This window comes from Bacillus cereus group sp. N21 (assembly GCF_016483395.1).
Taxonomy (GTDB): Bacteria; Bacillota; Bacilli; order Bacillales; family Bacillaceae_G; genus Bacillus_A; species Bacillus_A pseudomycoides.
Genome location: NZ_JAEHBX010000062.1, coordinates 1 through 26808, shown reverse-complemented (window position 1 = coordinate 26808; position 26808 = coordinate 1). Strand labels below are relative to the sequence as shown.

Sequence of the window (26808 nt, the reverse complement as noted above, 5' to 3'; positions counted from 1 at the left end):
CCGCCGAATTCAAAAAATGTAAAAGTCGTAGCAAGAGAATGTACAGGTCTTGCATGGGAATGGTGGAGAACAATTATTAATGAACAAAATGTTCCATTAACAAATGAAATTAAAGTTTCAATTGGAGGAACGACATTATACCCAAGTGCTAATATTAGTCATTAGTTAATAGAGGTACTATATGATTATGATGTAACGACAGATAACTAAGGTGATGTATACGCCTTAGTTATCTTTTCATTCAATGAGAGTACAATGTAAAGGATAATATTTTAAAAATCCCGTCACATCAATATTTGTATCCCATCTATACTGAAAATAAAATTAGTTTAATTTTAAATTTAAAAAATCACTTACGATGATATTAGATATGTTATACAAAAAATATTTTGAAATTAATTTTCGTACATAAATAAAATCCGATGAAATCTCACCGGATTTTGCTCCTTCAAAAAGGTAACATATTCAATTTTTATTTTATTGTACAATACGGAAAATTCTGAATCAAAATGCTTTACGTTGATAAATGATTAATGATACCCCACATGAAATGATATAAGCACATACGATAATCATCGTAGCTATGGCATACAAAGTAGGTATAGATAAGCTGAAAATAGTATCAGTAACGGTACTAAACTCTGTTGCAAGAAATTGTACAGCACCTGGACCAAAAGCAGTTAATACTAAAAATAAAGCCATAATAATCAAAAGCATATGATCTTGTTTAAATTGATAAAATAGTGGAAATGTAATGGCTGCAAATAGCAAAAATAATGCATTGCCCATTACAATATGCTCTACAGTAAATGACTTTTGGAAGATGATAAGCATTGCGCTTGTTACAGCAATTGCCAACAACATGTAAACAATTGCTCCAATATAACGTGAAGCGACAATTTCCTTACGTGTATATGGCAAAGAATTTAATAAAATATTTGTTTCTGCCTTTGCATCATAGGCATGCGTATTAAATGGAATCAAAATACTTGCAATCGTAAATATTAAAATAGGGTGCTTGTTCATCACAATAAAAAAGATAATGAAGCCTAAATAAACTAGTAATTGTTTCTTCTGTAAAATTAAATCGCGCTTGATTAAATTAAGCATGGTGCCCTACTCCTTTCGAGTAATACATAATATCTTCTAATGAGGCGCGTTCAATCATAACCTCATTACCAAAAATTTGTTCAACTTCAGCTACATTATTTGTTAATGCCTCAAAGCCAGTCGGTGCACGATGAATATGCATAAAGGCTTTTTCTGTATCGCGATCTAATAAATCCGTACTGCCTTTTACTAATGCATAGTTTTCTTCCACCTCATGAATTGACTGATTAAACATTAATTGTCCCTTTTTTAAAAAGGCAATAAAATCAGCGATGCGATCTAAATCCGTCGTAATATGTGTAGAGAAGAAAATTGTGCGATTGCCATCAAGCATTAATTCATGCAGTAAATTGAGTAACTCACGTCTAAATATTGGGTCTAAACCTGCTGTTGGCTCATCCATAATAATCAACTCAGCATGATGTGATAGAGCAAGTGCTAATGAAGCCTTCATCTGCATACCTTTTGAAAAAGTTTTAATCGCTTTATTCATCGGCAGTTCAAACTGCTCTACATACTGCTTAAATATTATCTCATCCCAATTTTTGTAAGCGGGTGCGACCATTCGCTTAATATCCTTTAGATTTAAGCCCTCATAAAATACGTTACTATCAAAAACAAAACCGATGCGCTCCTTAATTTCCTTTTCGTGCGATGCGTAGTCTAAGCCGAGAATTTTAATCTCACCTGCATCTGGCTTTAATAAGTTCATCATCATTTTAATGGTTGTCGACTTCCCAGCACCATTTGCGCCAATGAAGCCTGTTACAAATCCTTTTTTGATTTGTAAATTTAATTGCTCTATCGAAAAACCTTGAAATGTTTTACTAACATTGTGTAGCTCTACTATATTCTCCATACATTTTACTCCTCATATAAAATAGTTAATAATTCTCGCAGTTCCGTTAAGGGTAGCCCAATTTCCTTACTATTAGTAATGACAGACAATAACTGTTCTTCAATAACTTTTAATTTTTTCTCACGTACTACATCTAAATTTTGTTCAGCAACAAAAGAGCCCTTACCTACAATCGAATAAATAAATCCTGTTCTTTCTAGCTCCTCATACGCTCGCTTTGTCGTAATAATACTGACTTGCAAATCCTTGGCGAGCTGGCGCATTGATGGGAGTGTCGTTCCCTCTTTTAAATCACCACTCAAAATTAGTGATTTTATTTGATTGGTAATTTGTTCGTAAATCGGCTCCTTAGAACTGTTTGAAATAATTATTTGCATGCAAATCCCTCTTAGTCTTTATATTGTATATATACTCTATATACAATATATAAATTTTATATCAAAAATGCAATGATTTTCCAGATTTTTTTTGTAAAGGGTACTCATGTAAATGAATAGTAGGTTTAATCATGGGAGTGAGTATATTCAAATTTATCCCGTAAAAGCCCGATTGGTTCAACTAATAATCAGTGGGGGATGAAGAAAACCCCCACTGATTAAAATTTCACTTTATTTTAGATAGCGTATCAAGAACGTTATAAGTGTGAATGCAAAAGTCTATTATGTGTAGTTAAAACATTTAGAAATCCTCTTAAAAATTTTTAAGGAATTTCTAAAAAATAGATAAATGGGAATAACGGGAGGTGGAACATATGAAGCAATTTACGAAAGGAGCATGGAGAAAAAGTATGGGGAATTGTAAAAGAAAGCATTTATATTGCAGCAACATTTATTACAACTTATCTTTTCTTTATTTTCTAAAACAGAAGCTATCCCAGTATATGGGATAGCTTCTGTTTAAACGGTCTAAGTATTCAAAAAAGATAAAGAGTTTTGTTAGCTGTACCGTAAAAATTCCAAAGTGTTAAAGTCGTACGATGGGCGCTTTTACGGTTCCCTAAATCCAAATGCTCCAATAAGAACAGGGATGAGTAATATGAAAATAACAGCTAGAAGTGGAACGAAAATACCGACAAACTTCCATTTGCTTGGTTCGTTCTTGTTTATAGCTATCATGCTGAATATGAGACCGAGGATGATGCAAGCGGTTCTAATAAAAAAGAAAATGATTGGTAAAAAACTTAAATTTGCTGCAAGGGCATAACTGAGTGAAAATGAAACAACTCCAGCTAATGTAACCCACAGAGAGAGAAAGCTATATTTGTTAAACAAAGGAATCACCTCCATACATCCATTTTAGTGTGGAAATTTTCTAATTAAAAGGTATCTTTTTGCTTTTTTCCCCAATCAGAGTACAATGTAAAATAGCAAGAAAAGGCGAAAAGTATTTACAGGATTATTGCAAGTAGATAGCGTAAAAGGCAGTAAGGAATTGAGAGGAGGTTTTTTCTCTGGATATAAATAAAGAAACAATCATTCACCTTTATCATACAAACGATATACATAGTCATTTTGAAAACTGGCCGCAAATTTCTCGGTTTGTACAAGAAGAGAAAAAGCGCAGACAGAAAGCAGGAGAATCTGTTTTTACATTAGATATTGGCGATCATGTGGATCGTTTTCATCGTATAACGGAAGCAACGAATGGACAAGGCAATACGAAATTATTAAACGAAGCGTTATATGATTATGTAACGATTGGAAATAACGAAGGAATTACATTAGCGAAGGAGCATCTTGAACATTTATATGATGAAGCGAATTTTGAGGTGCTTGTAGCTAATTTATTTGAAAGAGATGGAACGTGTCCTAATTGGGTAAAACCGTACAAGTTGCATACAACTGCAGATGGAGTTACAATCGCTTTTATCGGCTTAACGGTAGCTTATCCAGAGTTCTATGAAATGCTGGATTGGCATATTGAAGATCCGATTGCACATTTGGAAGTAATTTTAGAAGAAGTGAAAGAAAAAGCTGATGTTACTGTCGTTCTTTCTCATCTTGGAAAGAATGCAGATGAGTATATGGCAGAGCATTATGATATTGATGTTATTTTAGGGGCACATACGCATCATTTATTTGAGCGTGGTGTTCTTGTGAATGGGACTTTGCTTTGCTGCGGAGAAAAGTGGGGGCATTATGTCGGACATGTTCAGCTAACGGTGGATCTAGAGACAAAAAGAGTGACAGAAAAGGATGGGAGAGCGATTCGTACAAATCGTCTGTCAGCTTACGGAGAGTCATTGCCGACGATTGAAGCGTTAGAGAAAGAAAGCGAACTCATTATGGCAGATCCGATTGTTGAGTTAAAAGAACCATTGCCGATTGATTGGTTCCAGGAGACACAAATTTCTCGTATGTTAGCAAGTGCATTAAAAAAATGGTGTAATGCGGAAATTGGGATGGTCAATGCGGGTGTGTTATTAGAAGGATTAGAAGAAGGAATTGTAACGCGCGGAGATATCCACCGCATTTGTCCACATCCTATTAATCCATGTGCACTAAAAGTAAAAGGCAAAACATTACGAGATGTTATTTTAAAAGCACGTCGTCCAAATATGGAACAACTTGAGGTAAAAGGCCTTGGTTTTCGCGGGAAAGTTATGGGGAAAATGATTTATGATGGCCTGGAAGTTACATTAGATACGATTCCTGGAAATAAAATTTTACTCGAAGATGTATTGATTAATGGAGAATCATTAGAGTTAGAACGTATATACACTGTCGGAACGATTGATATGTTTACATTCGGGTACTTATACCCAGAACTATCCACACTTTCTGAAAAACAATATTATATGCCAGAGTTATTGCGAGATGTGTTAACAGAGATGTTGATAACTTATACATCTTCCATCAAACTATAGGCTAGTTAACCTGTAACACTCATTTTTCTCTTTTCATAAAGATAAGAAAGAGAGGAGTGTGTGAACTATGGTTAATGTGGAACCAATTATCATTGATAACTATACGTTTATAGCGGTTAGCGTAAAGCTTCCGAAAACAAATTTGCTGGCTGTTATGAGCGATAAGGGATATATTATGTGTGGAGCTTTAGATGTCGGTCTATTAAACGAGAAGTTAGGGGACCGAGGTATTATTGCTGGTCGCGCAGTTGGTGTGAGAACGATTGAGCAGCTTCTTGAAGCGCCGCTTGAATCGGTAACGACTGAAGCCGAGGCTCTAGGCATTCCAGCAGGAACAATTGGAAAAGATGCTTTATTAAAAATGATATAAGTATATATCGTCCCTCTTTCTTGCATAGAAATGATATAAGAAGGAGGGTTTTTTTATGCGTACATTTCGTCCAAAAGCTTCGCGTTTCCGAAAAGGACCGCTCCCCTTTCGGCATGTACTACTCATTTCGTTTATCATTTTTTTATTGTTAACTTTACAAGGATTCTGGATTGTGAATAAAAGTATTCAACCTACATTAATAAAATATGGAGAAACGCAGACACATAAAATGGCAACGGTTGTGATGACGAAAGCAGTAAAGGATCGAATTAAGGAAGGATTTGATGTGGATTCATTAATGAAAGTACAAAACGATAAGAATGGAAGAGTATCCACAATCGATTTAAATACAAAGCAAGTAAATGAGATTTTGACATCGACTACTGCATACATAGAGAAATATTTGCATCAAGTGGAGAAGGGGGATATGAAGGCACTCGGTCTTCCAGAAGAGAGCGGAGTGTCAATGTCTGTTCCTCTTGGACGCATAACGGATAATGCACTCCTTGGTAATTTAGGGCCGGATATTCCGATTGATTTTACAACAATTGGTCATGTGAATACGGATATTAAGCAAGATGTAAAACCGCATGGAATTAACAATACAGCGATTGAAGTTGTTATGGAAGTGCAGGTTACGCTACAGGTAATTATTCCATTTCGTACAAAAGAAATTACAGTAAAACAAAATATCCCAATTGCAACGCGAATTGTACAAGGAGAGGTACCATCTTATTATGGAAGCGGCGGAGTTGTTATGCCAGATAGTAAGGGGAAGAAAGCGGATGATTAGTCATTCGCTTTTTTGTTTTTACTTATTTTTGTAAAATGGAAAGATAAATAAAATTACATATCATTCCATATTTATAATAGAAGGTGACTCGAGAAGTTGAAGATATTAAAATAAGTGTGGGGTGTCAAATGGGAGAAATACTTTTCTTTTTAGGGATAGTATCCTTAATAACTTATCATTTGTTAAGCCACAGAAAAATGGATTCAACCAAAAAGAAGTTGTATTTTATAAGTCTGATTTTTGCTATTGTTTTTGCCTTTATTCCTACAACAGGACTAAGTAATGGGGAATTTCTTCACTTTGGTATACCTGCAGAAAATTTCACTTATTTTGGTAGGGGGATGCTTGGTTTTAATCCATTGGGGTTTATCTTTAACTTTTTTATGTTTTATTGCTTTTTTAAGCTAACGCTAAAAATATGGAAAATTTTATAGAATAAAGCAAAGGATTAACAAAATATGTATTATAACGGATGAGCAAGTTTGAAAAGACATTATAGGACCTAAAAGGAAACAACCGTAGCAATTAGCTACGGTTATTTTTTAAATTCGCACGTTCTTTCCGCTCCCACAAACTTAAATGCATATACGGATCAAAAGCCCATTCTGTATACCCGTTGTCTTTATATAATCCAAAGTGCAAGTGTGGTGGGAACTTTCCAGCTGTACCAGGAGGTCCATAACCTGTGTTACCAACGAAGCCAAGAACGGTTCCTGGCTCTACAATTTGTCCTAGCTGTATTTCTTTAGAAAAGCCACCTAAATGTGCGTAATAATGATAATTGTTATATAAATCACGAATGCCGATGCGCCAACCACCAAGGCGATTCCAACCTTTTGTTTCAATAACGCCGTAGCAGGTAGATCTTACTGGTACACCGTGCCTTGCGAAAATATCGGTGCCTTCATGAATACGTCTTCCTCCAAAACTCCGCCCAGCGCCAAATGTACTACGGTAGCTATTGTCGCTATGGACAGGAAGAGGGAAAGCATTCCCTTCTAAGTTAATACGACCATAGTGCTTATAGATTCGAGCATATTCGGTAATTAATTCAACCGTTTTTGCACGTCTATAATATTCCCAGAGCATAATTTTAATACGGTCTTCTGAAGTCCCTTGCTTTTTTATAATAGTTGCCATTGTATGCAAAAGATCTCGGTCGTTATTTGCATTTGCAATTCCATCTTTATCGCCATCTAAACCAATCCCCCCAAACAGAGAAATCGTGTGGGGAAGAGTATCGTTAGTAGGACCATTGGCAGGTCCAGCCCACATTTCTGGTTTAAAGTAAATTGATATGATAGCATCGGGCTTTTTCGGAATATCTTTTCTTACGCTCCGTATATTGCGTTCATATTGATCAATTGCGGCTAAGTAATACCATGGAATATTAGCATCTTTTTCAGTTTCTTTATATAGTGTCATGCGCTTTTCGTATATTTGATTTTGATTCACTTCACCATAGGCAATGCCTTGCCCAAGAAGAAAACAAATAGAAAGCAATAAGGCAATCTTTCGAGGCATGAAAATAAACTCCTTTCACAACATCACTCTTTTTAGTGTGGGATATACGAGATATTTCATTATAGTAAATCATTGGTAAAAATTCTTGGAATCTTCATTTGAGCAAATCGCTTTCATACGTTAGAATAGATATGTTACATTGAAAGAAGCGAACACGGTAAACTATTTCATATTGTGCGGAGTTGATAACATGACAAAACAAACAGAATATAAGCGCAAGCCCGAATGGTTGAAAATTAAGTTAAATACAAATGAAAACTATACAGGCTTAAAGAAAATGATGCGTTCTAAGCAGCTGCATACCGTTTGTGAAGAGGCGAAATGTCCGAATATTCACGAATGCTGGGCTGTAAGAAAAACAGCAACGTTTATGATTTTAGGGGCGGTTTGTACACGTGCTTGTCGTTTTTGTGCGGTTAAAACAGGCTTACCAACGGAGCTTGATTTACAAGAGCCAGAACGCGTAGCAGATTCTGTAGTACACATGGGCTTAAAACACGTTGTTATAACAGCGGTTGCACGTGATGATTTGAAAGATGGCGGAGCTGCTGTTTTTGCTGAAACAGTGCGCGCTGTTCGTCGCAAAAATCCATTCACGTCTATTGAAGTACTGCCATCTGATATGGGCGGGGTAGAAGAAAATTTAAAAATGTTAATGGATGCAAAACCGGATATTTTAAACCATAACATTGAAACAGTACGTCGATTATCTGACCGAGTTCGCGCTAGAGCAAAATATGATCGTTCATTAGAGTTTTTACGTCGTGCGAAAGAAAAGCAACCTGATATTCCAACTAAATCTAGCATTATGGTGGGACTGGGTGAAACAAGAGAAGATTTAATTGAAGCAATGGACGACTTACGTGCGAACAATGTGGATATTTTAACACTTGGACAATACCTACAACCATCTAAAAAACATTTACCAGTTATTAAATACTACACACCAGCTGAATTTGCAGAGCTAAAAGAAATTGCTCTTAGCAAAGGATTTAGCCACTGTGAAGCTGGCCCGCTTGTTCGTTCTTCTTACCATGCAGATGAGCAAGTACGTTCTGCAAAAGAAAATACAGCACAAGCAAAATAATAGTAAAAAATCCTTCTTAGCGTGAAAACTAAGAAGGATTTTTTTACTTCAAACACAACTAAATAGGAAACAATAAAGGAAGTTTTACCGCGGTTTTTCAATTTGTTTTTCTATATTCTAAAACGGTATTTTGACATATGGATAAAATCTTTTTCAATTCTTCTGTGGATAATTCAATTGTAAATTCCGGAACACCCGGTGTAATTAAAATTTTGTCATAGGCATAGACGGAACTATCCACAATAATTGTTACATTCTGTGAATAACCAAAAGGAGCGACGCATCCCGGAATACATCCTGTTTGTTCTCTTAGTTCATCAGGTGAACAAATTGATAAGCGCTGCCCCGTGATTTCCTTCATTTCGTTTTTCTCGAGACGAGTTCCTTCCAATGTGAAGAAAACGTAATAGGATCCAGATTTTGATTTTAAAAATAAGCTTTTACTTGGAGCACCCTGCAAGCCAAGGCGTTCACGAACAACACGATCTGTCTCATAATCGAGAACTGGTTCGTGTTCAAATTTTTCATAAGAAACATTTGTCTTATGTAATAAAGAGATTACTTCTTCGTACATATTTTTGTAATGCCCCTTTCTATATTTGCCCTATGTTCAACATGACTTTTTCAAATTTTTTTGCACTTAAAATTTCATGTGTTAAAAATTCTCCGTTATAAAAAGCTCCGTATGTCGTGAAGGCACAAGGAGCATGTTGCGCATCTTCTCGTGATGTCAACTGAATGCATTCGAAAGGGATATGATATTGCTGAGTGATATTGGCTAATTCTTGATGAATGTAATAATCAGTATAAGGACACTGATTTGTATAATAGACAACCAAGCCGTTTTGATTCGGAATCTTCATGTCTTTGGCGCTTGCTGTGAAATGTGGTGAAGGAGCATTTGGATCAAGTTTGTATACAAGTAATTCAAAATAAGGCGGTGCTGTATCACATACTTGAAACCCTTTTTTCTTTAAGTAGCCGCCATCTGATAAATAGGGGCGTTTTTTCTTGCTTGAAATAACAACGATTCCATGCTTTCCTTTCGCTTTAGAATCTTGCATACATTCTTCTAAGAGCTGTGCACCATAGCCTTTCCCTTTAAAACGCCCCGATACCCAAAAGCAATTGATGAATGTGTATCCTGGTGCAGAGATAGGCACCCATGCATACTCAGCTGGAATGTGTTCAATGAACACCTTTCCTTTTACATCTAGCTTTTTAAACATAAGTCCTTCTTCAAATCGATCTTTTAGCCACTCTTTTTTTAGCTCGACACCACGTTTCACTTTTTTGTCTGACATTGCACAGCAGATATGTTCTTGTTCAATATTATCTCGTGTAACAATTTTCAACGGTCTTCCCCTACAATCTGTGGATTGTCGTTTGTTCATCAAGTGTAATTTCGTAAATATCAGGATTGCTTAAGTTTTTCCATTCTAGAAAACCAATCCGATTATCAAAGTACTTTAAAATGAGCGTTAATAAATTTCCATGTGTAACAAGTAATGTTATTTGGTGTTCTTGTTGTAAAATGTCTTGAATAAGCGATGCAACGCGGTCCATCGCTTGTTTTGTTGACTCTCCGCCTAAAAAGGCAATATCTATATTTGTAAAAGTATATTCTAGTTTTTGTAGCCAATCTTCCATTTGATTATTGCTTAATATGCGTTCCTCTAGGCGCACATCTTCGCCTACGGGTAGATTGGTTCGTAATGCAAATGGTGCAATGGATTGAATGGCTCGAGTAAAAGGGCTTGAAATAATGGACTCTATTTGCAGGTTATTCTGTATGAGAAAATCAGCAAGAAAGTGTGCTTGCTTTTCCCCTGCAATTGTTAGTGCTGCATCTCGTTCTTGTCCAGTTGCTGAGCAGTGACGTACTACGATAAGTTTTTTCAAAATCCATTCCTCATTTTTCAAGTTGACCATACATACTTCGACAAATAGGAAAAAAATCCTCTATAGAAAAAAGCTAAGCTCACGTGGGCTTAGCTTTTTTCTGATTCAATTGTTAATTTGTCTTTCATTTTACGAATAAGAATGAAAGCGCAAATTGTAAAAATAAGCGTGATTCCTTCTGCAACAAATATGTTGATAACTTGCTTTTGATAAAGAGCTGCAAAGAAGTCTATAAATGCATGAAACAAGCCGGCATATATAACAAAAATATATTTCTTATGTTTTACGCCGTATAATACAAGCATTGAGAAGGCGATTTGTAAGACCAAAGTTAAGATTCTTTCTAAGCTACCAAGTAGGTAGAGATAGGAAGGAGTGCTAAGTAATAAATCTTGCACTTGACTGAGCTGAGGGGCCTTTTCAATAAGTTTTGAAAAACTTCCATTATTGATTGAAATAGCAAAGTATAGAGTTTGAAGACTAGCTAGAGCCCCAATTGAAATAGATTCAATCCCTCCGTGTCCAATTCCATATGCTAAACCATCTTTATATTCTTGATATTTCTTAAGTAAATAGAAGAAGGCTATGAATCGACCTGCTTCTTCAAAGATAGCGGCAGTAAGTCCACCATAGATGGCATAAAGAAATGGGTTTTTCAATATTTCCGATGTTGTAGGATTGCCCAGCATAAATACGTGAAAAGGTGTTTCGAGAATTTGTGAAAATCCAATAAAGATAAGAACCCCAACACCAACAACTTTCCAGTTTATATGATATTTTTTTCGAAAATAAACAAGTACGATAATTGGAACTAGAACCGAAATCGCTAGTTGCACAATCATACTGGTAATTACAGCATTTGAAACCATATTTTTCACCGCTTTCTAATATATGTACATATATATTATGCCTGAATTTTAAGGGAATGTGGAGTGGAGGAGCTTTTAGTCATAAAAAACACATAATTTAATAATCATTTTTTATTGACTCTCACGTTACGTAATACTTTATTGTATGTATGAAGGGAGGCGAAACAATGACAATGAGGGTAAAAGAAGTAGCTGATTTAGTTGGTATTAGTGTGCGCACACTGCATCATTATGATGAAATTGGGTTATTAACCCCAGATGAGACGACAGAGTCAGGGTATCGTCTGTATTCCAATGAAAATCTAGAGACATTGCAGCAAATTTTATTTTTTAAAGAGCTTGGCTTCCCTTTAAAGAAGATTAAGGAAATTATCATGAGTCCTTCATTTGACCGGGAAGAAGCGCTTCAATTGCATAAGAAAATGCTGCTCGAGAAGCGAGCTAGACTGGATAAGGTGATTGCGACAATTGATAAGACAATTAAGCATACAAAAGGAGAGATTCAAATGACGAATAAAGAAAAATTTGAAGGATTTGATTTCAGCCAAAACCCATATGAGCAAGAAGCACGTGAGAGATGGGGAGACGAAGCTGTGGATAAAGCGAATAAGACAGCAGCTGGCATGCCTAAAGAAAAGCAAGAAGAGTTTAATGGCATTTATAGAAAGCTGGCTACACTTCGAAATGGCGCGCCTGATTCTAAAGAAGCACAAGAAGCAATCCAAGAATGGTACGATTACTTGCAAAACTTCGGTCAATATTCATTAGAGACATTCAAAGGATTAGGTCAAATGTATGTAGATGATGAACGTTTTACAAAAAATATTGACCAATTTGGAGAAGGTTTAGCACAGTTTATGTGCGATGCAATGGCGGTATACGCAGATAACCGTAAAAAATAAAAAAGATGGGGCTGTCTCAAGTGGGCAGCCGCCATCTTTTTTATTTTTTAAGCATGTCATTTAATGTTTGATTCTGCGTATTATTCAAATGCGGATTTTTCCCCATTTCACGTTTTAGCATATCAAGGCTTTGTTCATATTCTTTATTGTTTAATGTACCAGATTGCAGACCTTGAATTTGCGTGATCAATTTTTGGTCTGTTGATACATATGCTTTATAATAGCGAGGAACGATGGATAAAGCCGTTTTATATACTTGATCTGTTACAAGAGCAGGATCGTTTGTTTTTGCTTTGTATACAACAAATACTTCGTCATCGGTCACAAGTGTAGCAGCATTTGTGACATCCGGAAGATTTACTGTCATACTTGTAATCATTTCAGCTACCTTCTCGCGGTTAATGGCACCCACTTGTTTGTTAGATACTTCATGTTTTTGTTTAGAGGAGTATCCGACTCTTGTAAGCTTTGTATTTGTATTTTCTGTATGATACATGTCGTTTTTATTGGAGACAAGAACGCGGCTGCCTTTTTCATGTTCCATTTCAGCTTTATTTGTCGAGTAGCAACCTACAAATAAAGAGAGCGTGAGAAGAGAGAGTATCATTTGTTTTTTCAAGATGTATCACCTCCTTCTTCATAGCATTTACTACTTTTCAATTTTTTGTATTTGAAATTGTTGGTTGTTAGGCTTTGTGATACGATAAAAAGAAGAATGCTTAGAAAGGAAGTTAATGATGGAGCAAAAGCAGGAGATTCATGCTACAATGAGCATTAATAATGTTCAATACGAAGTAATTAAAGACTATCGTAACGGTTTTCGTGAAGAAGCATTTAAAGAGCGCTATGCAGAAATTTTAAATAAATATGATTATATCGTTGGTGACTGGGGCTACGATCAACTCAGATTGCGCGGTTTTTTTGATGATAGTAACCAACGTGCGACATATGATACGAAAATTAGTACATTATCGGAGTACTTATACGAGTACTGTAATTTTGGTTGTGCACACTTTGTATTACGAAAAGTGAAGAAGTAAAAAGAATTTCTCTTACGATAGGCGTAAGAGGAATTTTTTTAATCAAGTATTTTTTCATAGCAGTTATACCAATTATAGGGCTTTGGTTTACTTGAAAAATAAACAGCGCCCCGACATATATAATTATTTGTTTCGTATAAACGTAAGGAAACAGGATTACCTGTGAAAGCATCTAAGCGTATCCCGGTATAGTTCTTTTGCTGTGCTTCATTTTCCCAAAAGGATAATAGTTCTTTACTATATCCTTTTCCTTGTGCGACTGGATGGATGACAAAAGAGTGGACAATGAGAAAACGTCCTTCCGTTTTTGACCAGTCAATAAGCGTATACTCTGGGGACTGCCATTCATTCAAAATGACGGCACCAACGATTGAATCATCTTTACATAGACAATAGAGTTCATTATTTTCTAAGTGGTAGGAAATTGTTTCTCGCGTCGGATAAGAGTCATCCCATTGGTAAATTTGTTTTTGGAGTAGGTCCGTTTTACACTGCTCATACATATCATCTAACTTATCTAATAGGTTAAGTGTACCTTTTGTTATTTTTAGCATATGTGTCCCCTTTACAAGCAAATTGAAATAAGATCACCTTCAGAAAGCGTTGTATTTGGTTTCATCTTCTGTCCATTCAACTGAATGTGTCCGTTTTTTATTCTGTCTACAATCGCGGTGCGGCTCCAATCTGAAATATACGTAGCGAGTGCTTTATCCATGCGATGAGAGCCAAAAACTGTTTCTAATACAATGGCTAATTCTGTAGTGCCAGCTTCTTTATATTGCATAATCGAGATAGTAGTGATCATCTCACCTTGTTCTTTTTGAAACACATCGATCGTTTCGACATGATCAGAAAAAGACTTATAAATGTGAAGTTTCTTGTTCCACGTATGTCCTTTCGGGCATTTATAAATGGCAAAGCGGTAAATATTTTTTCCGTTTGCGTTATGCCTACGAATGTTCGTATCAGTAAATAGGGTGGTATGCCCGCAATTTTTACAATGCTTTTCGACTATCGTTTCAAATTCATTTTCATATAAATTCCAAGAAAGTTGTACTTTCTGCATTTTCCTTCACCTCGTTTGATGGTAAAGGAACGTAAGACAGCTATTTGGATGTCTTGCAGTATGAATGGGAAAGAAATAGGCAAAAATAAAAGGAGGTTCTCCCTTAAGAGGAACCTCCGTAAAACATCATACTACAGATGTGCTACGTTCCTTTGTAATGGGAAATGAACAGACTACTCCCTTGACAAAGCACATAGCTTTTTTGAGAGTAATGCTATTCAGTTGCTGATCCATTACAAAGTAAATGTTGGCATACGTAGTAGACGTCCTTTCTTCCAAATAGATTTATTCATAAGTATAACATAAAAGATTGAAAATTCAAAACTTTGTTACGTATAAAAAACACCAGCTATCAAGGTAGCTGGTGCCATAATATTATATAAGTTCAAATAAGAATGAGCGAAGTTCTTCTGCAATCTCTTCAGAGACAGAAAAAGCGTGCTCTAAGTAGCCAGATTCGTTTAAATCGTCAGTGCCGATGATTGCAAATTTATTACGCTGCATATCAAGGACAATTGTTTTACCGTAATGGCGATCGGAGTATAAAAGCGCTAAATCGTGGCGCTCATTTTCTCCCATAAAGCTAACGAAACGCGTTTTTGTATCGACTGTATCGTCGTAAAGAAAGAAACGTTCTTCCATACTACACAGGCTCCTTTTTTAAATATCTAAGTTTAAGTGAGGCTTATGATCTAAATGGTGATGTGTTTTAATAAAGCGTACTGTTCTTGTTTTGTAGCGCATAACGATAGAATATGTTTCTGCTAAGTCTCCGCCAAGGAATTTCACACCATCTAATAACTCGCCAGCAGATACGCCTGTTGCTGAGAAGATTGCGTCGTCACCAGATACTAAGTCATTTAACATAAGAAGTTGACGAGGGTCTTCTAATCCCATTTTACGGCAACGTGCTTCTTCTTCTTCGTTCATTGGAACTAAGCGTGCTTGCATTTCGCCTTCAAGACATTTTAGTGCTGCTGCAGAGATAACGCCCTCTGGAGCGCCGCCAATACCAACGAATAAGTCAATACCTGTTCCTGGAAGAGCTGTTGCGATTGACGCACCAACATCTCCATCACCGAATAGTTTTACACGTGCACCTTTTGCGCGAACACGGTCAATAATATCTTGATGACGTTCACGTTCTTGGATGATAACCGTTAGGTCACGAATTTTCTTATTGTTTGCTTCTGCTACAATTTCAATTGTTTTTTCAATTGGATCATCTAAGCTAATCTTACCAGCTGCTTTTGGACCAACCGCGATTTTTTCCATGTACATATCCGGAGCATGAAGAAGGTTTCCTTTATCTGCGACTGCAATAACTGCCATTGCATTTGCAAGACCTTTTGCAACAATGTTTGTCCCTTCTAATGGATCAACGGCGATATCTACTTCTGGACCGTTACCTGTTCCTAGTTCTTCACCAATATATAACATTGGTGCTTCATCAAGTTCTCCTTCACCAATTACAACAGTACCTGCCATGTTTACTGAATCAAACATATCACGCATAGCGGTAGTTGCTGCATCATCTGCTTCGTTTTTCTTTCCGCGGCCCATCCATTGTGCGGATGCTAAGGCTGCTGCTTCTGTTACACGGACAATTTCTAATGCGAGTTCACGTTCCAAGGTGACATTCCTCCAATTTCAAAAATCATACAGTTATAACTATAACAAATAACGCGTGAAAGGTGAATTCGAAAAATTGTCGATTTTTTCAGAAGAAACGGTTACAATTAAAATGTAAATGCTTTAATTTCCAGGTAGGTGACATTCATGTACTTTGTAGACAGAAAAAAAATAGAGCAAATGTTAGCATGTTTAGAACAAGTAGTAGATACATTTCAAGAGAAGCAAGAATATGAAACGGATTTTGAATATTACGCATTAGAGCGTATGTCGCATCTCATCATTGATTGCATACTAGATGTTGGAAATGCAATGATTGATGGATTTATTATGCGTGATCCAGGGAGTTATGAAGATATTATTGATATTTTAATGGACGAAAAAGTCATAAGTGAGGAAGAAGGAAAAGGGATAAAAGAAGTGATTGTTCTTCGGAAAATGCTTATGCAAGATTATATTCAAATGAACCATGAAGAATTATATACAACGATTCAAAAACAAATTGCCGTGGTACAAAAATACCCTGCGAATATTCGCCGTTACTTAGAAAAGGAATTAGGACCTGTATCTGCATTTGTAGCAGAATAAGCGCATGGATAAGATCCCCATTAACCTTTTTGGGGATCTTTTTTGTCTATGGGAACGGCTCAAAAGGGAGAAGGATGAGAAATGGAGGAAGCACGTACAACGAAGGAAGAAATTGTACAGCTTTTAAAAATAAATGGTGAACAAACAGTTGCATCGTTAGCTGAATCTTTAGAGATTACGGAGATGGCAGTACGTCGTCATTTAAGTAAGCTTGAGAAAGAAAAAATCATTCAGTCGAAAATGGTGCGTCAACATGTGGGAAGGCCAACATATGTATACGACCTAAGTCAAAAAGGAGAAGATTCGTTTCCGAAAGATTATAAGCAATTTGCTTTAGAAGTGTTAGAGGATTTAGAGTCAATCGGTGATGAAACACTTGTTAATGCTATTTTAAAGGCGAGAACGAATCGGATGGAGGAGCAATTACAAAAGCGAATCAGCAGACAAGATAATGTATGGCAGAAGCTTCGGGAAGTTGCTGTTATCCAAGAGAAAAAGGGATATATGGTACAAGTGAAGCAAGAGGGAGAAAACTCGTACATATTACAAAAACAAAATTGTCCATTAAAGGCTGTTGCTGAAAAATATCCACAGCTTTGTTTGGAGGAAGAAAGTATGTATAAGCGGTTGTTTTCTGATGAAAATGTGAAAGTGTTATCAAATATGTGCAATGGTGACTGTCACTGTTCGTATCACATACAAGAGAAAAAATGAACGTTATGGGACGCTTTTAGACAAAGCGTTTTTTTCTTTGGAAAAAGCGGTTAATATAAGAAGGGTATGAACGCTAGACAAAAAGGAGAGACAGATGGATGTATAAAGGCTATTTAATCGACTTAGATGGTACAATGTATCGCGGTGAAGAACAAATTGAAGAAGCAAGCGACTTTGTAAAAGCACTACAGGAGCGCGGCATTCCCTATTTGTTTGTAACGAATAACTCAACGCGTAAACCAGAGCAAGTGGCAGAAAAGCTTGTTCGTTTCGATATTCCAGCTAAACCAGAGCAAGTATTTACAACAAGCATGGCAACAGCAAACTTTATTTATGAGCGTAAACAAGATGCGTCTGTGTATATGATTGGTGAAGAAGGATTGCATGACGCACTTGTAGAAAAAGGATTCAAACTTGTGGATGAAAATCCTGACTTTGTCGTTGTTGGATTAGATCGCGAAATTACATATGAAAAGCTAGCGAAAGCATGTCTTGCAGTACGTAATGGTGCGACATTTATTTCAACAAATGGAGATATTGCCATTCCAACTGAGCGTGGTTTATTACCTGGAAACGGTTCCTTAACATCTGTTGTAACAGTGTCAACAGGTGTAGAGCCAATCTTTATCGGAAAACCAGAATCCATTATTATGGAACAAGCACTAAAAGTACTTGGCATGGCGAAAGAAGAAGCGCTAATGGTTGGGGATAACTATGATACTGACATTTTAGCGGGGATAAATGCTGGTATGCATACACTTCTTGTCCACACTGGAGTCACAACTGTGGAGAAGTTAACAGAGTATGACGTGCAGCCAACACAAGTTGTGCATAACTTGACAGAGTGGATTGAGAAGATGTAATAGTGGACAGGCAATCTTTTAGATTGCTTGTTTTTTGCTGAATGAAGGCTGTAATTCGATTTAAGTAGGGATGGGCGTAAGTGTATATTAAAATTACATTCATTGTTTAAATTATAGAAAAAGACCTGCTCACTCATCGTTAATCAACATACAGTAATGTAAATCCGTCAAAATATCCACAGCTTACTGTTTTGAGCACTTACTAAAGTAGGGATTATACAGCTGCTGGGAAGGTGGATTTAGCTGCTGAAAAACACTCACTTGAGTGTCTTTTTTACTTTAATAATATTTTTTATAAATGGATTTGCGAGAAGGGGAAGGGATATGGATCGTACGATTACATTCAATTTTGGAATATCCATAGTAATTATTCTATTCGTTTTGTTTGTACTAGCTATATGCGGATGTTAAAAAGACACCCTTTCGAGTGTCTTTTTTTGACTTGAAAACCACACCCTTTCGAGTGTCTTTTTTTGACTTGAAAACCACATATGTATTAGGACTCCTATCCTATTTACTATTTCACCATGTTTAGTCATATCCGTTATTGAGAAAATTAAATCAGCATGTCACTCTGCGTTAACCTCACTGATGGAAGTTTCATCTTACCTAATAAACGATTCACTACTTCTTTTACTTCTTCAAGATATTGTTTTCTTGCGCCGTCATCCACAGAAGGGACACTCGTATAGAATGTGTGCTCTAACGTTTCAATTCCTGTAAATTCAAAGATTCCAGCATCAGTTGTTTTCTTCATTGCATCAAACATACCGCTTGCTGTATAAGCTTCTTTTGTATTTCCCATTGTGGATAGTAGCAATCCTTTTTTACTGCTTAGTAACTTTTCAATTCCATTTTCACCATAAGCGTACGCAAAGCCGTGGCTAAATACACGATCAACATATCCTTTTAAGATTGCTGGAAGACCTGCCCACCACACTGGATAAATAAATGTGATGTTATCAGCCCAAGTGATATGTTCTTGTTCTTCTTTAATATCAGCTGGTGTATTTCCTTGAGAAAAGGAAACAAAATCAGAAGCTGCTAATACTGGATTGAAATTTAGTTCATATAAATCGCGAACACGTACTTCATGACCTTTTTCTTCAAGTTCATCTTTTACAGTCTCTAAAATCGCATGATTGAAGCTTTGTGGATTTGGGTGTGCATAAACGATTAGATGTTTCATGTTTGTTCCTCTTATTTGTGGATATGTTGATAGTTTTTGTTGATTTTAAAATAAAATCCTTTTGTAATTATTGTTGTTACAGATTGTGGGTAAAGTCAAGAAATTCAAATTCTTATTAGAAAATGTGAGATTACCGTTATTGTTAGATAATGTCCCGCAAAAGAAGGCGACAACAGCGGCAAAGCGTTTATTAGAGCTTGTTGGAGGTAGTGGAGGGGCTTCTCCGTTTTTCACTGCAACTTGATCTAAATTATGAATAGCGACAGGTACATTTAGTATTTGTCTTAATGTTCGTGCACTTCCGAAGTGATCAAAATGACCATGTGTTAATAAAATTAACGAAACATCTGCTGGGGAGATGTTTCGTTTTTTGAGTGTTTGTAAAATACGCTTCTCATTTCTCGGTCTTCCTGTATCTACAATAATAGTTTTATCACCACGAATGAGAAAGATATTAGAAAAACTTAATGATATTTGCTCAATCAAAATAACTCCTTCTATATTAGAGTAAAACTCCTTTCTCCTTCGCTTCTTTTATCCACATCGGAAGTTCATTCAACAAATTGTTATACAACGTTTCATCTGTTGTTTTTTCGATATCGCGAATGTAGAAGAAGTTTGCGTTATCAATGAAACGCCCTTCCATTTCGTCTAGCTTTCTAAGAACGTCGAATTTGCCGTTTCCAATTCCAACAAACTGCCAAAAAATCGGTTGGTTAGAAGAGAATACAACCGGTGTTTGAATTCCTTTTTTACAGCCTCCATCGTTAATAAAAATAACAAAGGCAGGCTCTGTGCTTTTTTCTTCAATCGTATATTTTTTTATGATATCTTCCATTACTTGTGGCTCATCATTTCGGCCAAATTTATGAATGGAAGTGTTATTTAAAATATGTTTTTCAACATAACCAGTAAAATCTTTTTCGGTAACGGCTGGTAATCTTGAAAACTCATTATCGTACACCCAAATATCTAATGAACCATCGTCATCGAATTGACTTGCTACAGCAAGAACACGTTCAACAACTTCTTGGACAGTACCGTTTTTATAAAGTGTTCGCATAGACCCAGAAATGTCTAATACGAGCGCAACTTTTGCGACAACGCCTGTTAATTTCTTTTTCTCTAATACAACGCGTACTGCTTCTTTTCTTAAAGTAATTGTACTCAAGTATAATCGCTCCTTTTTTTATCATGTAACAAAGATGCCGGTTCTTGAAGTATGTATAGATTACGCAGTAGGAAGAGAACTATGGACCATTTGAAGTGCTTTACTTACAATTTCCTCCCCTGCATATATACCAATTTCATTTGTTCTTACAATATGGGGTAATAAACTCCCTTGTTTTGTTTCAAGTTCACCATGAAGAGGTGCGATTGCATGATTCGCCCTTTCTAACATGCATAGATCAAGTAAGGAATCTCCAGCAGTAATTACGGTTTTTTCCTGAAGTTTTTCTTGTACATACTGAACAGCATCCCATTTGTTCACAGGCTTTGGCACAAAATATAATTTTCTGCCTTGCAATGAATGAGTCCATCCTTGTTTATCGAGCCAAGTGGTGAATGATTGTAATTCGTCGTATGGAATATTGTCACGCTTAATGATGCAGTAGTGAAATAAATCATCAGCTGTTTTTTGTGAAATGACCCATTCTTCATGAGAAATATTTTGAAATTCTGTTAGAACATCTTCTTTTTCCATGCATGCTACTAATCGCTCCGTTTGTATGTTTTCCCAAGTGTCATCTAGCTTACCGTTATGAAGGATATTACCGCCATTGCTTGTAATCGCATATTCCGGAATGACTTCTGTTTGAAATAGTGTAATACGTTGAAACTGTTCAATCGTTCGAGTTGTAACTGGGATGAATTGTGCTTGTAATTGTAGTTGTTTTAATAAAGAAATCGTTTTGTGTGTGATAAAAGAAATCTCTTTCCCATCTAAAGTCTCGATGAGCTTAATATGTTCGTCTTCTATGTTAGCTCGAAATGATTTCCGAGAATAAATGAGCGTTTGATCAAGATCGCTTGCAAAAATCATGAAGACGTCCTCCTTAGAGGTTTAATTATGCCGCAGCACGAATACGTCATATCTTTATAGATTTCTACTGGCACGTTTTTTTCTTTTGCTAAAAGTAAAATGTGCTTTAAATCTGGATTGTTTTCGCCCTGGATTAAAATTTTCCATGGTACTCGTCTTAGTAAAACACGCGTTGTTTCTCCAACTCCTGGTTTAATTAAGTTTATATTTTCTATTCCAAAATGCATTTGAATAGAGGCGATGTCTTGCATACCTTGCCAAGATGGTTCTGTATAGGTAGCAATAATGTGTTCTAGTTGCGTTGTTACGTCAGCGCTAATGGAAGGGAATAACGCTGTGATTTTTTCAATAAAGAAGTTAGATAAATCTTCTGTTTCTAGTTCTCGATAATATTTGGCGCCGTGAAAATCATTTGGACCAATATAAGTTTCATTTAAAACAGTGCGGCTGATTAACCCTGATACGGTCGCGTTTAAACAAGCGCTTGGAATGAGAAAATCTTCTCGTGTTCCATATATAGAAGTACAATGGCCCGGATCAGCAAGCACTGCCATGCAGTCTGAAATATATTCATGATTCTTTTCATTAAATGTATGCACAGATTGGCGTAGTTCTTTTTTTATCGCACCTTTTCCAGTCCAGCCATCAATGAACTGAATCGTTTGGTTTGGATGCTGCTGCAGAATATAATGAAGGGCATTTTCATCGATGCCGCGGCCACGAATAATGGAAATACAATAATGCGGCAAGTCGATATTATATTGATAGCGAATGTATCGTTTTATTAAAACACCTATTGGTGTACCGGCCCTCGCTAGTGAAACAAGAACAAGCTTCTTTCCTTTCGTTTTTATAATTTGCTCGGCTACTACACCGGCTGCAATGGCTAGCTTACGTTTGTATTGCTCGAGTGAAGCAAAAAATAAATCCATATAAGGTTTAGATGGTTTATATTCAATTGGAAGCATTTCAGAGTAATGTGTGCCTGATTGAATTGCTCGTTCTCTTTCTTCTGTTACGCTTTCTTCTATGACATCACTAATATCTTTTAATAGAAAAATAGCATCCTCTTTCGCATAACTACCGATAAGCTGTAATGTTTTGGGCTCGGTCATATTTCTTCACCCTCACTTTCTACTAAACCTTTAAATGAAACGATATGAATGAGCGGAATAACTGTTTGTAATTGTGTAAGAAGGGGATGGAAAGCATCTTCCTGTAAATCACGCTCTATAAAAAGAAAGACTTCATCGTAGTCCCCAGGCTGGATATTATAAAAATAACTTGTAACTACTTTATCTTCAGGGCTTTCATAGGAAAAACGACTATGAATAGCGTATTGTACATCACCCGCGTAAGGATGAATAGGACTTCGTGTTGTTGATTGATAGGAAATATTTTCTCCCATTTCAGCTGCGATTCGCATTGGAAGATACATAAGCTCGCCAGTTCCTAAGCAGAGTGTCTGTTGACCTTTTCGATTTTTCCTTAAATCATGACCAATCTTTTTAGCAAAAGAGTGGATACACTTTTGATCATCGGATGAAATGCCAAAACGTCCTGTGTAGTTTATGTAACTGACATCATGGTTTATAGATGTATAAGGTAAAATAGGACATGAAATCATATGTTTTTCTATCTTAGACTCTATTGATTTATAAACTGTCTCATCATGTGAAGAAGAAGTAGTAACAGGACTACCAATTACGTCGATTGAACCGCTTAATAGAGAAATCACATGAATCGTAATATCAAGTTCTTGCTCGAGTTCTGTAAATTGTTTTCGATGCGCATCTGAGCGCCAATCTAATAAAGAAGCAATAATATATTCTTTTCTTGGAAACTTTTCTTGAATAGATCGAATGATATTAAGTGCGGTTTTTCCTGTTGTCATTTCATCATCCACAAGGACGATGGGCTGTTCATTTTGAAAATAGCTTTTGTCCACATAGCAACGATGTGATGTCGCGTGAGAATGTTCCTCTTCGAATGTAATGATAGGATCGATTTGTGAGATCATCTCCCTTGTTGTATGAACATATTTTGCATTTTGAAAACATTGAAACATCGAGTGGCCTAATGCGGTAGCTGTTTCTGCAAATCCGATAAATAATACTTCTTTTTCTAGAGGGAATTGATACTGGAGAATTGCCTCTAGCTCATTATTGGTACTGTCTTTAGAAGAAATCAGGTTAAGAATTTCTTTTTGATATGGATGATTTGTACGATGTAGCACTTCCATATATCTTGCAGCAAGAGCACAGCCTCCAGCTAAAGAGATTGCAGGTAGAACAGGAAGATGTTTTCCTAAAATGGTACTCACAAATAAAAAGCCGCGCCTCTTATTCATTCTTGCGGCCATTTGAAATAGTTGATCTGGTAATAACAAATATGGATTATGTAGCATATCTATATGAACTGTTATTTTATTTAAAATGTGGTACGTGTACGTTTTGTTTTGGCTTTTCGGTAAGGAGATCGAAGAAAGTTTGTTGTTCATGTAGCACCCCATAAATATTAGATTTCAGAAGTGTTTTACGCGCCCAATTATAATGTGGCTTCACTTCATTCATTTTGTTAGAAAAGCTGCTTTTCATAACGCCGTTATACGTCTGAGCAGCTTCAAAAACAGCTTTTGCATCTAAATAATCTTCTAGTGTTACAACGTGCAAGGCTTGTACGAGTTTAATGTGAGAAGGATGAATGACCGTTTTTCCAATTAATCCATTTGCTTGATCGAGCAATACTTCATGAATGAGCCCGTCCTCATAACGATGAAGCATTTCCTCACGCATTGTTACTCCAGCGCTTCCGAATGATTTACGGAACGGTGTTTGCCGAAGCTGTGGTTTTAGTACGCGCTGCCTGTTTCCGAAGTACTCCCACACAGGACCAGATATAACGTATTCATCTGCCTTTCTAGAAAAAATATTAATAATATCAGAAATACAATCACGAATAACAGCAATATCATAGATTGTCGTATCTTTATTTCGGCGAATGCCAAATATGCCAGAAAAGTCGGTGGCACCAATTCGTACGTTCAAAATGAAAGCGCGATAAGAATCTAGGATTGCTTTAATTGCTAGTAACGTATCAATACGAGTTTCTTTATAAATAATTTCAGGAGACTCTAAAATAGGCATCCCGTAAAGTGAAAGTGAATATGTTTCGTTTATATCCTGTAGTTCATGAATGTAAGACATTCCGTTCGCAGGTGTGAATTTAGGAAAGACAAAACCGCTCATACAATGAACGGCGCTACCTAGTTCATGAATGAGTGAACGCATCTGTTTCGGTTCACGAATCCGGATAAAGAGAAGTGGCACGTCTGATGGAAGAAGCCTGTTTGCATCAATCATATGAGCCAGTAGTTGCATTTGTATGACGACATTTTGCTCGGCAAGTTTCACATCTCCATCACTAATGGAATCTTCTAAACAAAGTACGATTGATGTAGCACCTTCGTGCTTTTTCGCGGCAATATCCACTGCGATTGTATCCTTTGTACCAGGTGTGTATAGAGTAGCACCTAATGCGTAAGCCAATTGTTCTTTTGTGATATCTTTGGAAAAGGTTATTGGCTCTTGATAGAAAAGTTTTTTCTTTTCTTCAGAAGACAGATAGGAAAAATGCTTCAAGTTGTCACCACCTTATTTTGGACCTGCGACCCAGTTCATGTTCCATTTGTAATGCCGATCCATTTCTAGGTGCCCTCTAAAATATTTCACAAGCCTTTGTACTTTGAATGTCTCATCATTTACATTTTCGAGCATTGCAATTGCACATGTGTTGAAACCGTTACGGTGCTCATCCATTTTTACAATAATATCTGGGCCATTTTCCTGTTTTAATGTGACAATACCATCAACCTGTGACCAGTTAGCTACACCTTCATAAATATAAGAGAAAATTAATATTCTTTTTATTTCATGAATCATGTCTCCGTTAATACGTAAATTTTCTCCTTTATTTGAAGCACCTGTGCGATCGTCTTGATCTAAATGAATGTAAGGCTCGTTATAAAATGAACCAAATATATTTCCAAGTGGTTGTACAACACCTTTCCAACCATCTTTAAATTCAAACAAACAGCCTAAATCTAAATCTATTTGAGGGGAGCTATTTGCAGTTAAGGATGAAAAAATCCTTTTTGTTTTGGTGTACTTTGTTTACCCCAGTTTAAGTTCACTGCAATTTCGCCAAGAGGCTTGTCCGTTTTTTGTAAGTTGATCGTATCTCCAGATTTCCTTAATTCAATTTTAGAAAGGTTAATACTTTTTGAAATAGGAGAAGGTGCAGCGGTTGTCTTTGCAAAAAAATCAGGTGGTGTATGGGATAAACCAAATTGTTTAGAAAGTTCGATAAGTCCGCCTTGCACACCGCGACCGATGGCACCAAATTTCCATTCTCCTTTGTAACGATAGACTTCACAGGCGATTAGTGCAGTTTCGGATGAGAATTGTTCTTCTAGATTATAGCGGAACATTTCGTCATTGTTTGCGGAGTTTAGAATGCGGACGTAAGAGTGAGCTATTTGTCCAAATGTTTGCAGACGAGTTTGTGCTTCGTGAATCGTAATAGTGAAAATAATACGTTCAATATGAGATGGGAGTTTGGAAAGGGAGATGGAAATTTCCTCGTCATCGTCAGATCCTGCTCCTGTACGATTGTCTGATGAAAGTGTAATCGCATCTTGTAAAGCAGATTGCTGTTTATAAAATATAATATGGTCTGTTGTTGTTAAGCGTCCATTTGCATCTAATAAAAAAGCAGCAGCATCTAAATCGAATGCATGTGAATTTGAATTTGTAGGAAGATCCCAGCCGAGACCTATTTTTATATGAGTTAATGTAGGATTTGTTTTTGTTAAATCTACCTTTTGTCCTTTACATAACTGTAGGGGCATTTTGATTTCACCTCTTTTAGAATAGTTAATCCAATCGTAACATGCTAAGAAAAGTTTTCCAATTTAGTATTTTTAAAATTTACAAACTTTTCGAAAATAAAGTGAGATAATAAGATAAATGTAGAAATTTGTTAGGGAATTGTTTTTTTTGAAAGGAAGAAGAAAAATGAATATACACAAACTAACAGAGGCAGAAGCAAAAGAAATCAATACATGGCAGTATGAGGAACTATATTCGTTATACAGCTTTTCAGGCAGTGAAGAGACAATAGAAGAACTATTAGATGGTACATATTATGGCTGTTGTAATGAACATGGAGAATTAATAGGTTATTTTTGTTTTGGTGAAAACGCACAAGTGCCAGGGGGAAGAGATGCGGAGTTATACGTGGGAGAAGATACTGTAGATATTGGGCTTGGAATGAAGCCAGAGCTAACGGGGCGGGGGCTGTCTCTTATACACATCTGACGCTGCCGACGA

At 36.4% G+C, this 26808-nt stretch carries 31 protein-coding genes and 4 pseudogenes; 13 read left to right on the top strand and 22 right to left on the bottom strand.

Features of this window, described 5'->3' with window-relative positions:
• The coding region (locus JDS96_RS24345; protein ID WP_274605969.1) for a thiol-activated cytolysin C-terminal domain-containing protein at positions 1–165 on the top strand (165 nt) is incomplete at its 5' end.
• Positions 166–504: 339 nt separating this feature from the next.
• Here JDS96_RS24345 and JDS96_RS24340 read toward each other — a convergent pair.
• The 4 genes from JDS96_RS24340 to JDS96_RS24325 form a co-directional block, all read right to left on the bottom strand.
• Positions 505–1110 carry an ABC-2 transporter permease gene (locus tag JDS96_RS24340; RefSeq protein WP_018782877.1) on the bottom strand — a complete coding sequence of 202 codons (606 nt, stop codon included), beginning with the start codon at positions 1108–1110 and terminating at the stop codon, positions 505–507.
• Positions 1103–1969: an ABC transporter ATP-binding protein gene (locus tag JDS96_RS24335; RefSeq protein WP_199668284.1), complete on the bottom strand. Its 867-nt coding sequence runs from the start codon at positions 1967–1969 to the stop codon at positions 1103–1105. Before JDS96_RS24335 ends, JDS96_RS24340 begins: the two co-directional genes overlap by 8 nt.
• Before the next feature lie 5 nt (positions 1970–1974).
• Positions 1975–2346, bottom strand: coding sequence for a GntR family transcriptional regulator (locus JDS96_RS24330; RefSeq protein WP_003208951.1), 372 nt, complete (start codon positions 2344–2346; stop codon positions 1975–1977).
• A gap of 609 nt (positions 2347–2955) precedes the next feature.
• Complete coding sequence (locus tag JDS96_RS24325; protein ID WP_307838207.1) at positions 2956–3249, bottom strand: hypothetical protein; 294 nt, start codon at positions 3247–3249, stop codon at positions 2956–2958.
• Positions 3250–3419: 170 nt separating this feature from the next.
• On the opposite strand from JDS96_RS24325, the gene JDS96_RS24320 reads away from it, so the two are divergent.
• The 4 genes from JDS96_RS24320 (at position 3420) to JDS96_RS24305 (ending at position 6432) form a co-directional block, all read left to right on the top strand.
• A complete protein-coding gene (locus JDS96_RS24320) occupies positions 3420–4835 on the top strand; it encodes a bifunctional metallophosphatase/5'-nucleotidase (RefSeq protein ID WP_206777198.1) in 1416 nt (471 codons plus the stop codon).
• Between the two features lie 67 nt (positions 4836–4902).
• Positions 4903–5205: a YunC family protein gene (locus JDS96_RS24315; protein ID WP_003201652.1), complete on the top strand. Its 303-nt coding sequence runs from the start codon at positions 4903–4905 to the stop codon at positions 5203–5205.
• 55 nt (positions 5206–5260) lie between these two features.
• Complete coding sequence (gene yunB, locus JDS96_RS24310) at positions 5261–5998, top strand: sporulation protein YunB (RefSeq protein ID WP_199668282.1); 738 nt, start codon at positions 5261–5263, stop codon at positions 5996–5998.
• Between the two features lie 128 nt (positions 5999–6126).
• On the top strand, positions 6127–6432 hold the full coding sequence (locus JDS96_RS24305) for a hypothetical protein (protein ID WP_199668281.1): 306 nt from the start codon (positions 6127–6129) through the stop codon (positions 6430–6432).
• A 91-nt stretch (positions 6433–6523) separates the two neighbouring features.
• Here JDS96_RS24305 and JDS96_RS24300 read toward each other — a convergent pair whose 3' ends face one another.
• A complete protein-coding gene (locus JDS96_RS24300) occupies positions 6524–7522 on the bottom strand; it encodes a M23 family metallopeptidase (RefSeq protein ID WP_199668280.1) in 999 nt (332 codons plus the stop codon).
• Between the two features lie 190 nt (positions 7523–7712).
• On the opposite strand from JDS96_RS24300, the gene lipA reads away from it, so the two are divergent.
• A complete protein-coding gene (gene lipA / locus JDS96_RS24295; protein ID WP_199668279.1) occupies positions 7713–8609 on the top strand; it encodes a lipoyl synthase in 897 nt (298 codons plus the stop codon).
• A gap of 97 nt (positions 8610–8706) precedes the next feature.
• On the opposite strand, the gene JDS96_RS24290 is transcribed toward lipA, so the two are convergent.
• The 4 genes from JDS96_RS24290 to JDS96_RS24275 form a co-directional block, all read right to left on the bottom strand.
• Positions 8707–9183, bottom strand: a complete 477-nt coding sequence (locus JDS96_RS24290) for a YbaK/EbsC family protein (RefSeq protein ID WP_016132179.1) — start codon at positions 9181–9183, stop codon at positions 8707–8709.
• A 19-nt stretch (positions 9184–9202) separates the two neighbouring features.
• Positions 9203–9913 carry a GNAT family N-acetyltransferase gene (locus tag JDS96_RS24285; RefSeq protein ID WP_199668285.1) on the bottom strand — a complete coding sequence of 237 codons (711 nt, stop codon included), beginning with the start codon at positions 9911–9913 and terminating at the stop codon, positions 9203–9205.
• A 61-nt stretch (positions 9914–9974) separates the two neighbouring features.
• Positions 9975–10511, bottom strand: a complete 537-nt coding sequence (locus tag JDS96_RS24280; protein ID WP_199668278.1) for a histidine phosphatase family protein — start codon at positions 10509–10511, stop codon at positions 9975–9977.
• Between the two features lie 89 nt (positions 10512–10600).
• On the bottom strand, positions 10601–11380 hold the full coding sequence (locus tag JDS96_RS24275) for a YhfC family intramembrane metalloprotease (RefSeq protein ID WP_097834281.1): 780 nt from the start codon (positions 11378–11380) through the stop codon (positions 10601–10603).
• Positions 11381–11547: 167 nt separating this feature from the next.
• Here JDS96_RS24275 and JDS96_RS24270 point away from each other — a divergent pair, with 167 nt between their 5' ends.
• Positions 11548–12282 (top strand): MerR family transcriptional regulator, encoded by a 735-nt coding sequence (locus JDS96_RS24270; protein ID WP_018767367.1) that lies wholly within the window; start codon positions 11548–11550, stop codon positions 12280–12282.
• A 40-nt stretch (positions 12283–12322) separates the two neighbouring features.
• On the opposite strand, the gene JDS96_RS24265 is transcribed toward JDS96_RS24270, so the two are convergent.
• On the bottom strand, positions 12323–12901 hold the full coding sequence (locus JDS96_RS24265; RefSeq protein ID WP_016112382.1) for a YhcN/YlaJ family sporulation lipoprotein: 579 nt from the start codon (positions 12899–12901) through the stop codon (positions 12323–12325).
• A gap of 148 nt (positions 12902–13049) precedes the next feature.
• On the opposite strand from JDS96_RS24265, the gene JDS96_RS24260 reads away from it, so the two are divergent.
• Positions 13050–13322 (top strand): YutD family protein, encoded by a 273-nt coding sequence (locus JDS96_RS24260; RefSeq protein WP_371388589.1) that lies wholly within the window; start codon positions 13050–13052, stop codon positions 13320–13322.
• Between the two features lie 38 nt (positions 13323–13360).
• On the opposite strand, the gene JDS96_RS24255 is transcribed toward JDS96_RS24260, so the two are convergent.
• The 4 genes from JDS96_RS24255 to glpX form a co-directional block, all read right to left on the bottom strand.
• Positions 13361–13876, bottom strand: coding sequence for a GNAT family N-acetyltransferase (locus JDS96_RS24255; RefSeq protein ID WP_003201490.1), 516 nt, complete (start codon positions 13874–13876; stop codon positions 13361–13363).
• A gap of 11 nt (positions 13877–13887) precedes the next feature.
• A complete protein-coding gene (locus JDS96_RS24250; protein ID WP_003201492.1) occupies positions 13888–14388 on the bottom strand; it encodes a S4 domain-containing protein in 501 nt (166 codons plus the stop codon).
• A 375-nt stretch (positions 14389–14763) separates the two neighbouring features.
• Complete coding sequence (locus JDS96_RS24245) at positions 14764–15030, bottom strand: DUF3055 domain-containing protein (protein WP_199668277.1); 267 nt, start codon at positions 15028–15030, stop codon at positions 14764–14766.
• 18 nt (positions 15031–15048) lie between these two features.
• On the bottom strand, positions 15049–16020 hold the full coding sequence (gene glpX, locus JDS96_RS24240; protein ID WP_003208882.1) for a class II fructose-bisphosphatase: 972 nt from the start codon (positions 16018–16020) through the stop codon (positions 15049–15051).
• Between the two features lie 147 nt (positions 16021–16167).
• On the opposite strand from glpX, the gene JDS96_RS24235 reads away from it, so the two are divergent.
• The 3 genes from JDS96_RS24235 to JDS96_RS24225 all read left to right on the top strand — a co-directional run bounded on the left by JDS96_RS24235 (position 16168) and on the right by JDS96_RS24225 (position 18185).
• Positions 16168–16608: a DUF86 domain-containing protein gene (locus JDS96_RS24235; protein WP_003201498.1), complete on the top strand. Its 441-nt coding sequence runs from the start codon at positions 16168–16170 to the stop codon at positions 16606–16608.
• Positions 16609–16689: 81 nt separating this feature from the next.
• Complete coding sequence (locus JDS96_RS24230) at positions 16690–17322, top strand: helix-turn-helix transcriptional regulator (protein ID WP_003201499.1); 633 nt, start codon at positions 16690–16692, stop codon at positions 17320–17322.
• A gap of 98 nt (positions 17323–17420) precedes the next feature.
• Positions 17421–18185 carry a TIGR01457 family HAD-type hydrolase gene (locus tag JDS96_RS24225; protein ID WP_003208886.1) on the top strand — a complete coding sequence of 255 codons (765 nt, stop codon included), beginning with the start codon at positions 17421–17423 and terminating at the stop codon, positions 18183–18185.
• A gap of 556 nt (positions 18186–18741) precedes the next feature.
• On the opposite strand, the gene JDS96_RS24220 is transcribed toward JDS96_RS24225, so the two are convergent.
• Positions 18742–19374: an NAD(P)H-dependent oxidoreductase gene (locus tag JDS96_RS24220; protein ID WP_199668276.1), complete on the bottom strand. Its 633-nt coding sequence runs from the start codon at positions 19372–19374 to the stop codon at positions 18742–18744.
• Positions 19375–19492: 118 nt separating this feature from the next.
• Between JDS96_RS24220 and JDS96_RS32400 the strand changes: the two are divergent.
• Positions 19493–19588, top strand: a pseudogene (locus tag JDS96_RS32400) (ABC transporter ATP-binding protein); the annotation flags it as partial.
• A gap of 59 nt (positions 19589–19647) precedes the next feature.
• Here JDS96_RS32400 and JDS96_RS32395 read toward each other — a convergent pair.
• From JDS96_RS32395 to JDS96_RS33135, 7 genes and pseudogenes are all read right to left on the bottom strand, one after another.
• Positions 19648–19860 (bottom strand): annotated as a pseudogene (locus tag JDS96_RS32395) (MBL fold metallo-hydrolase); the annotation flags it as partial.
• Between the two features lie 16 nt (positions 19861–19876).
• Complete coding sequence (locus tag JDS96_RS24210) at positions 19877–20545, bottom strand: vWA domain-containing protein (protein WP_199668274.1); 669 nt, start codon at positions 20543–20545, stop codon at positions 19877–19879.
• A 60-nt stretch (positions 20546–20605) separates the two neighbouring features.
• A complete protein-coding gene (locus JDS96_RS24205) occupies positions 20606–21418 on the bottom strand; it encodes an HAD family hydrolase (protein WP_199668273.1) in 813 nt (270 codons plus the stop codon).
• Positions 21415–22533 (bottom strand): cysteine protease StiP family protein, encoded by a 1119-nt coding sequence (locus JDS96_RS24200; RefSeq protein WP_199668272.1) that lies wholly within the window; start codon positions 22531–22533, stop codon positions 21415–21417. The genes JDS96_RS24205 and JDS96_RS24200 overlap by 4 nt, the downstream gene beginning before the upstream one ends.
• Positions 22530–23918 carry a phosphoribosyltransferase family protein gene (locus JDS96_RS24195; RefSeq protein WP_199668271.1) on the bottom strand — a complete coding sequence of 463 codons (1389 nt, stop codon included), beginning with the start codon at positions 23916–23918 and terminating at the stop codon, positions 22530–22532. Before JDS96_RS24195 ends, JDS96_RS24200 begins: the two co-directional genes overlap by 4 nt.
• Positions 23845–25059, bottom strand: coding sequence for an HpcH/HpaI aldolase/citrate lyase family protein (locus JDS96_RS24190; RefSeq protein WP_199668270.1), 1215 nt, complete (start codon positions 25057–25059; stop codon positions 23845–23847). Before JDS96_RS24190 ends, JDS96_RS24195 begins: the two co-directional genes overlap by 74 nt.
• A 12-nt stretch (positions 25060–25071) precedes the next feature.
• Positions 25072–26327: pseudogene (locus JDS96_RS33135) on the bottom strand (TerD family protein).
• A gap of 166 nt (positions 26328–26493) precedes the next feature.
• On the opposite strand from JDS96_RS33135, the pseudogene JDS96_RS24180 reads away from it, so the two are divergent.
• Positions 26494–26778 (top strand): annotated as a pseudogene (locus JDS96_RS24180) (GNAT family N-acetyltransferase); the annotation flags it as partial.
• Positions 26779–26808 lie beyond the last annotated feature (30 nt).

Bases quoted from the DNA above. Each gene is read 5' to 3' on its own strand.
- lipA (WP_199668279.1), top strand. From the start codon at position 7,713: ATGACAAAACAAACAGAATATAAGCGCAAGCCCGAATGGTTGAAAATT.
- JDS96_RS24200 (WP_199668272.1), bottom strand. From the start codon at position 22,533: ATGACCGAGCCCAAAACATTACAGCTTATCGGTAGTTATGCGAAAGAG.
- JDS96_RS24315 (WP_003201652.1), top strand. From the start codon at position 4,903: ATGGTTAATGTGGAACCAATTATCATTGATAACTATACGTTTATAGCG.
- JDS96_RS24335 (WP_199668284.1), bottom strand. From the start codon at position 1,969: ATGGAGAATATAGTAGAGCTACACAATGTTAGTAAAACATTTCAAGGT.
- JDS96_RS24290 (WP_016132179.1), bottom strand. From the start codon at position 9,183: ATGTACGAAGAAGTAATCTCTTTATTACATAAGACAAATGTTTCTTAT.
- JDS96_RS24230 (WP_003201499.1), top strand. From the start codon at position 16,690: ATGGAGGAAGCACGTACAACGAAGGAAGAAATTGTACAGCTTTTAAAA.
- JDS96_RS24260 (WP_371388589.1), top strand. From the start codon at position 13,050: ATGAGCATTAATAATGTTCAATACGAAGTAATTAAAGACTATCGTAAC.
- JDS96_RS24250 (WP_003201492.1), bottom strand. From the start codon at position 14,388: ATGCAGAAAGTACAACTTTCTTGGAATTTATATGAAAATGAATTTGAA.
- JDS96_RS24235 (WP_003201498.1), top strand. From the start codon at position 16,168: ATGTACTTTGTAGACAGAAAAAAAATAGAGCAAATGTTAGCATGTTTA.
- JDS96_RS24195 (WP_199668271.1), bottom strand. From the start codon at position 23,918: ATGAACAACAAACTTTCTTCGATCTCCTTACCGAAAAGCCAAAACAAA.
- JDS96_RS24255 (WP_003201490.1), bottom strand. From the start codon at position 13,876: ATGCTAAAAATAACAAAAGGTACACTTAACCTATTAGATAAGTTAGAT.
- yunB (WP_199668282.1), top strand. From the start codon at position 5,261: ATGCGTACATTTCGTCCAAAAGCTTCGCGTTTCCGAAAAGGACCGCTC.
- JDS96_RS24205 (WP_199668273.1), bottom strand. From the start codon at position 21,418: ATGATTTTTGCAAGCGATCTTGATCAAACGCTCATTTATTCTCGGAAA.
- JDS96_RS24225 (WP_003208886.1), top strand. From the start codon at position 17,421: ATGTATAAAGGCTATTTAATCGACTTAGATGGTACAATGTATCGCGGT.
- JDS96_RS24340 (WP_018782877.1), bottom strand. From the start codon at position 1,110: ATGCTTAATTTAATCAAGCGCGATTTAATTTTACAGAAGAAACAATTA.
- JDS96_RS24245 (WP_199668277.1), bottom strand. From the start codon at position 15,030: ATGGAAGAACGTTTCTTTCTTTACGACGATACAGTCGATACAAAAACG.
- JDS96_RS24220 (WP_199668276.1), bottom strand. From the start codon at position 19,374: ATGAAACATCTAATCGTTTATGCACACCCAAATCCACAAAGCTTCAAT.
- JDS96_RS24305 (WP_199668281.1), top strand. From the start codon at position 6,127: ATGGGAGAAATACTTTTCTTTTTAGGGATAGTATCCTTAATAACTTAT.
- JDS96_RS24285 (WP_199668285.1), bottom strand. From the start codon at position 9,913: ATGTCAGACAAAAAAGTGAAACGTGGTGTCGAGCTAAAAAAAGAGTGG.
- JDS96_RS24330 (WP_003208951.1), bottom strand. From the start codon at position 2,346: ATGCAAATAATTATTTCAAACAGTTCTAAGGAGCCGATTTACGAACAA.
- JDS96_RS24270 (WP_018767367.1), top strand. From the start codon at position 11,548: ATGACAATGAGGGTAAAAGAAGTAGCTGATTTAGTTGGTATTAGTGTG.
- JDS96_RS24300 (WP_199668280.1), bottom strand. From the start codon at position 7,522: ATGCCTCGAAAGATTGCCTTATTGCTTTCTATTTGTTTTCTTCTTGGG.
- JDS96_RS24275 (WP_097834281.1), bottom strand. From the start codon at position 11,380: ATGGTTTCAAATGCTGTAATTACCAGTATGATTGTGCAACTAGCGATT.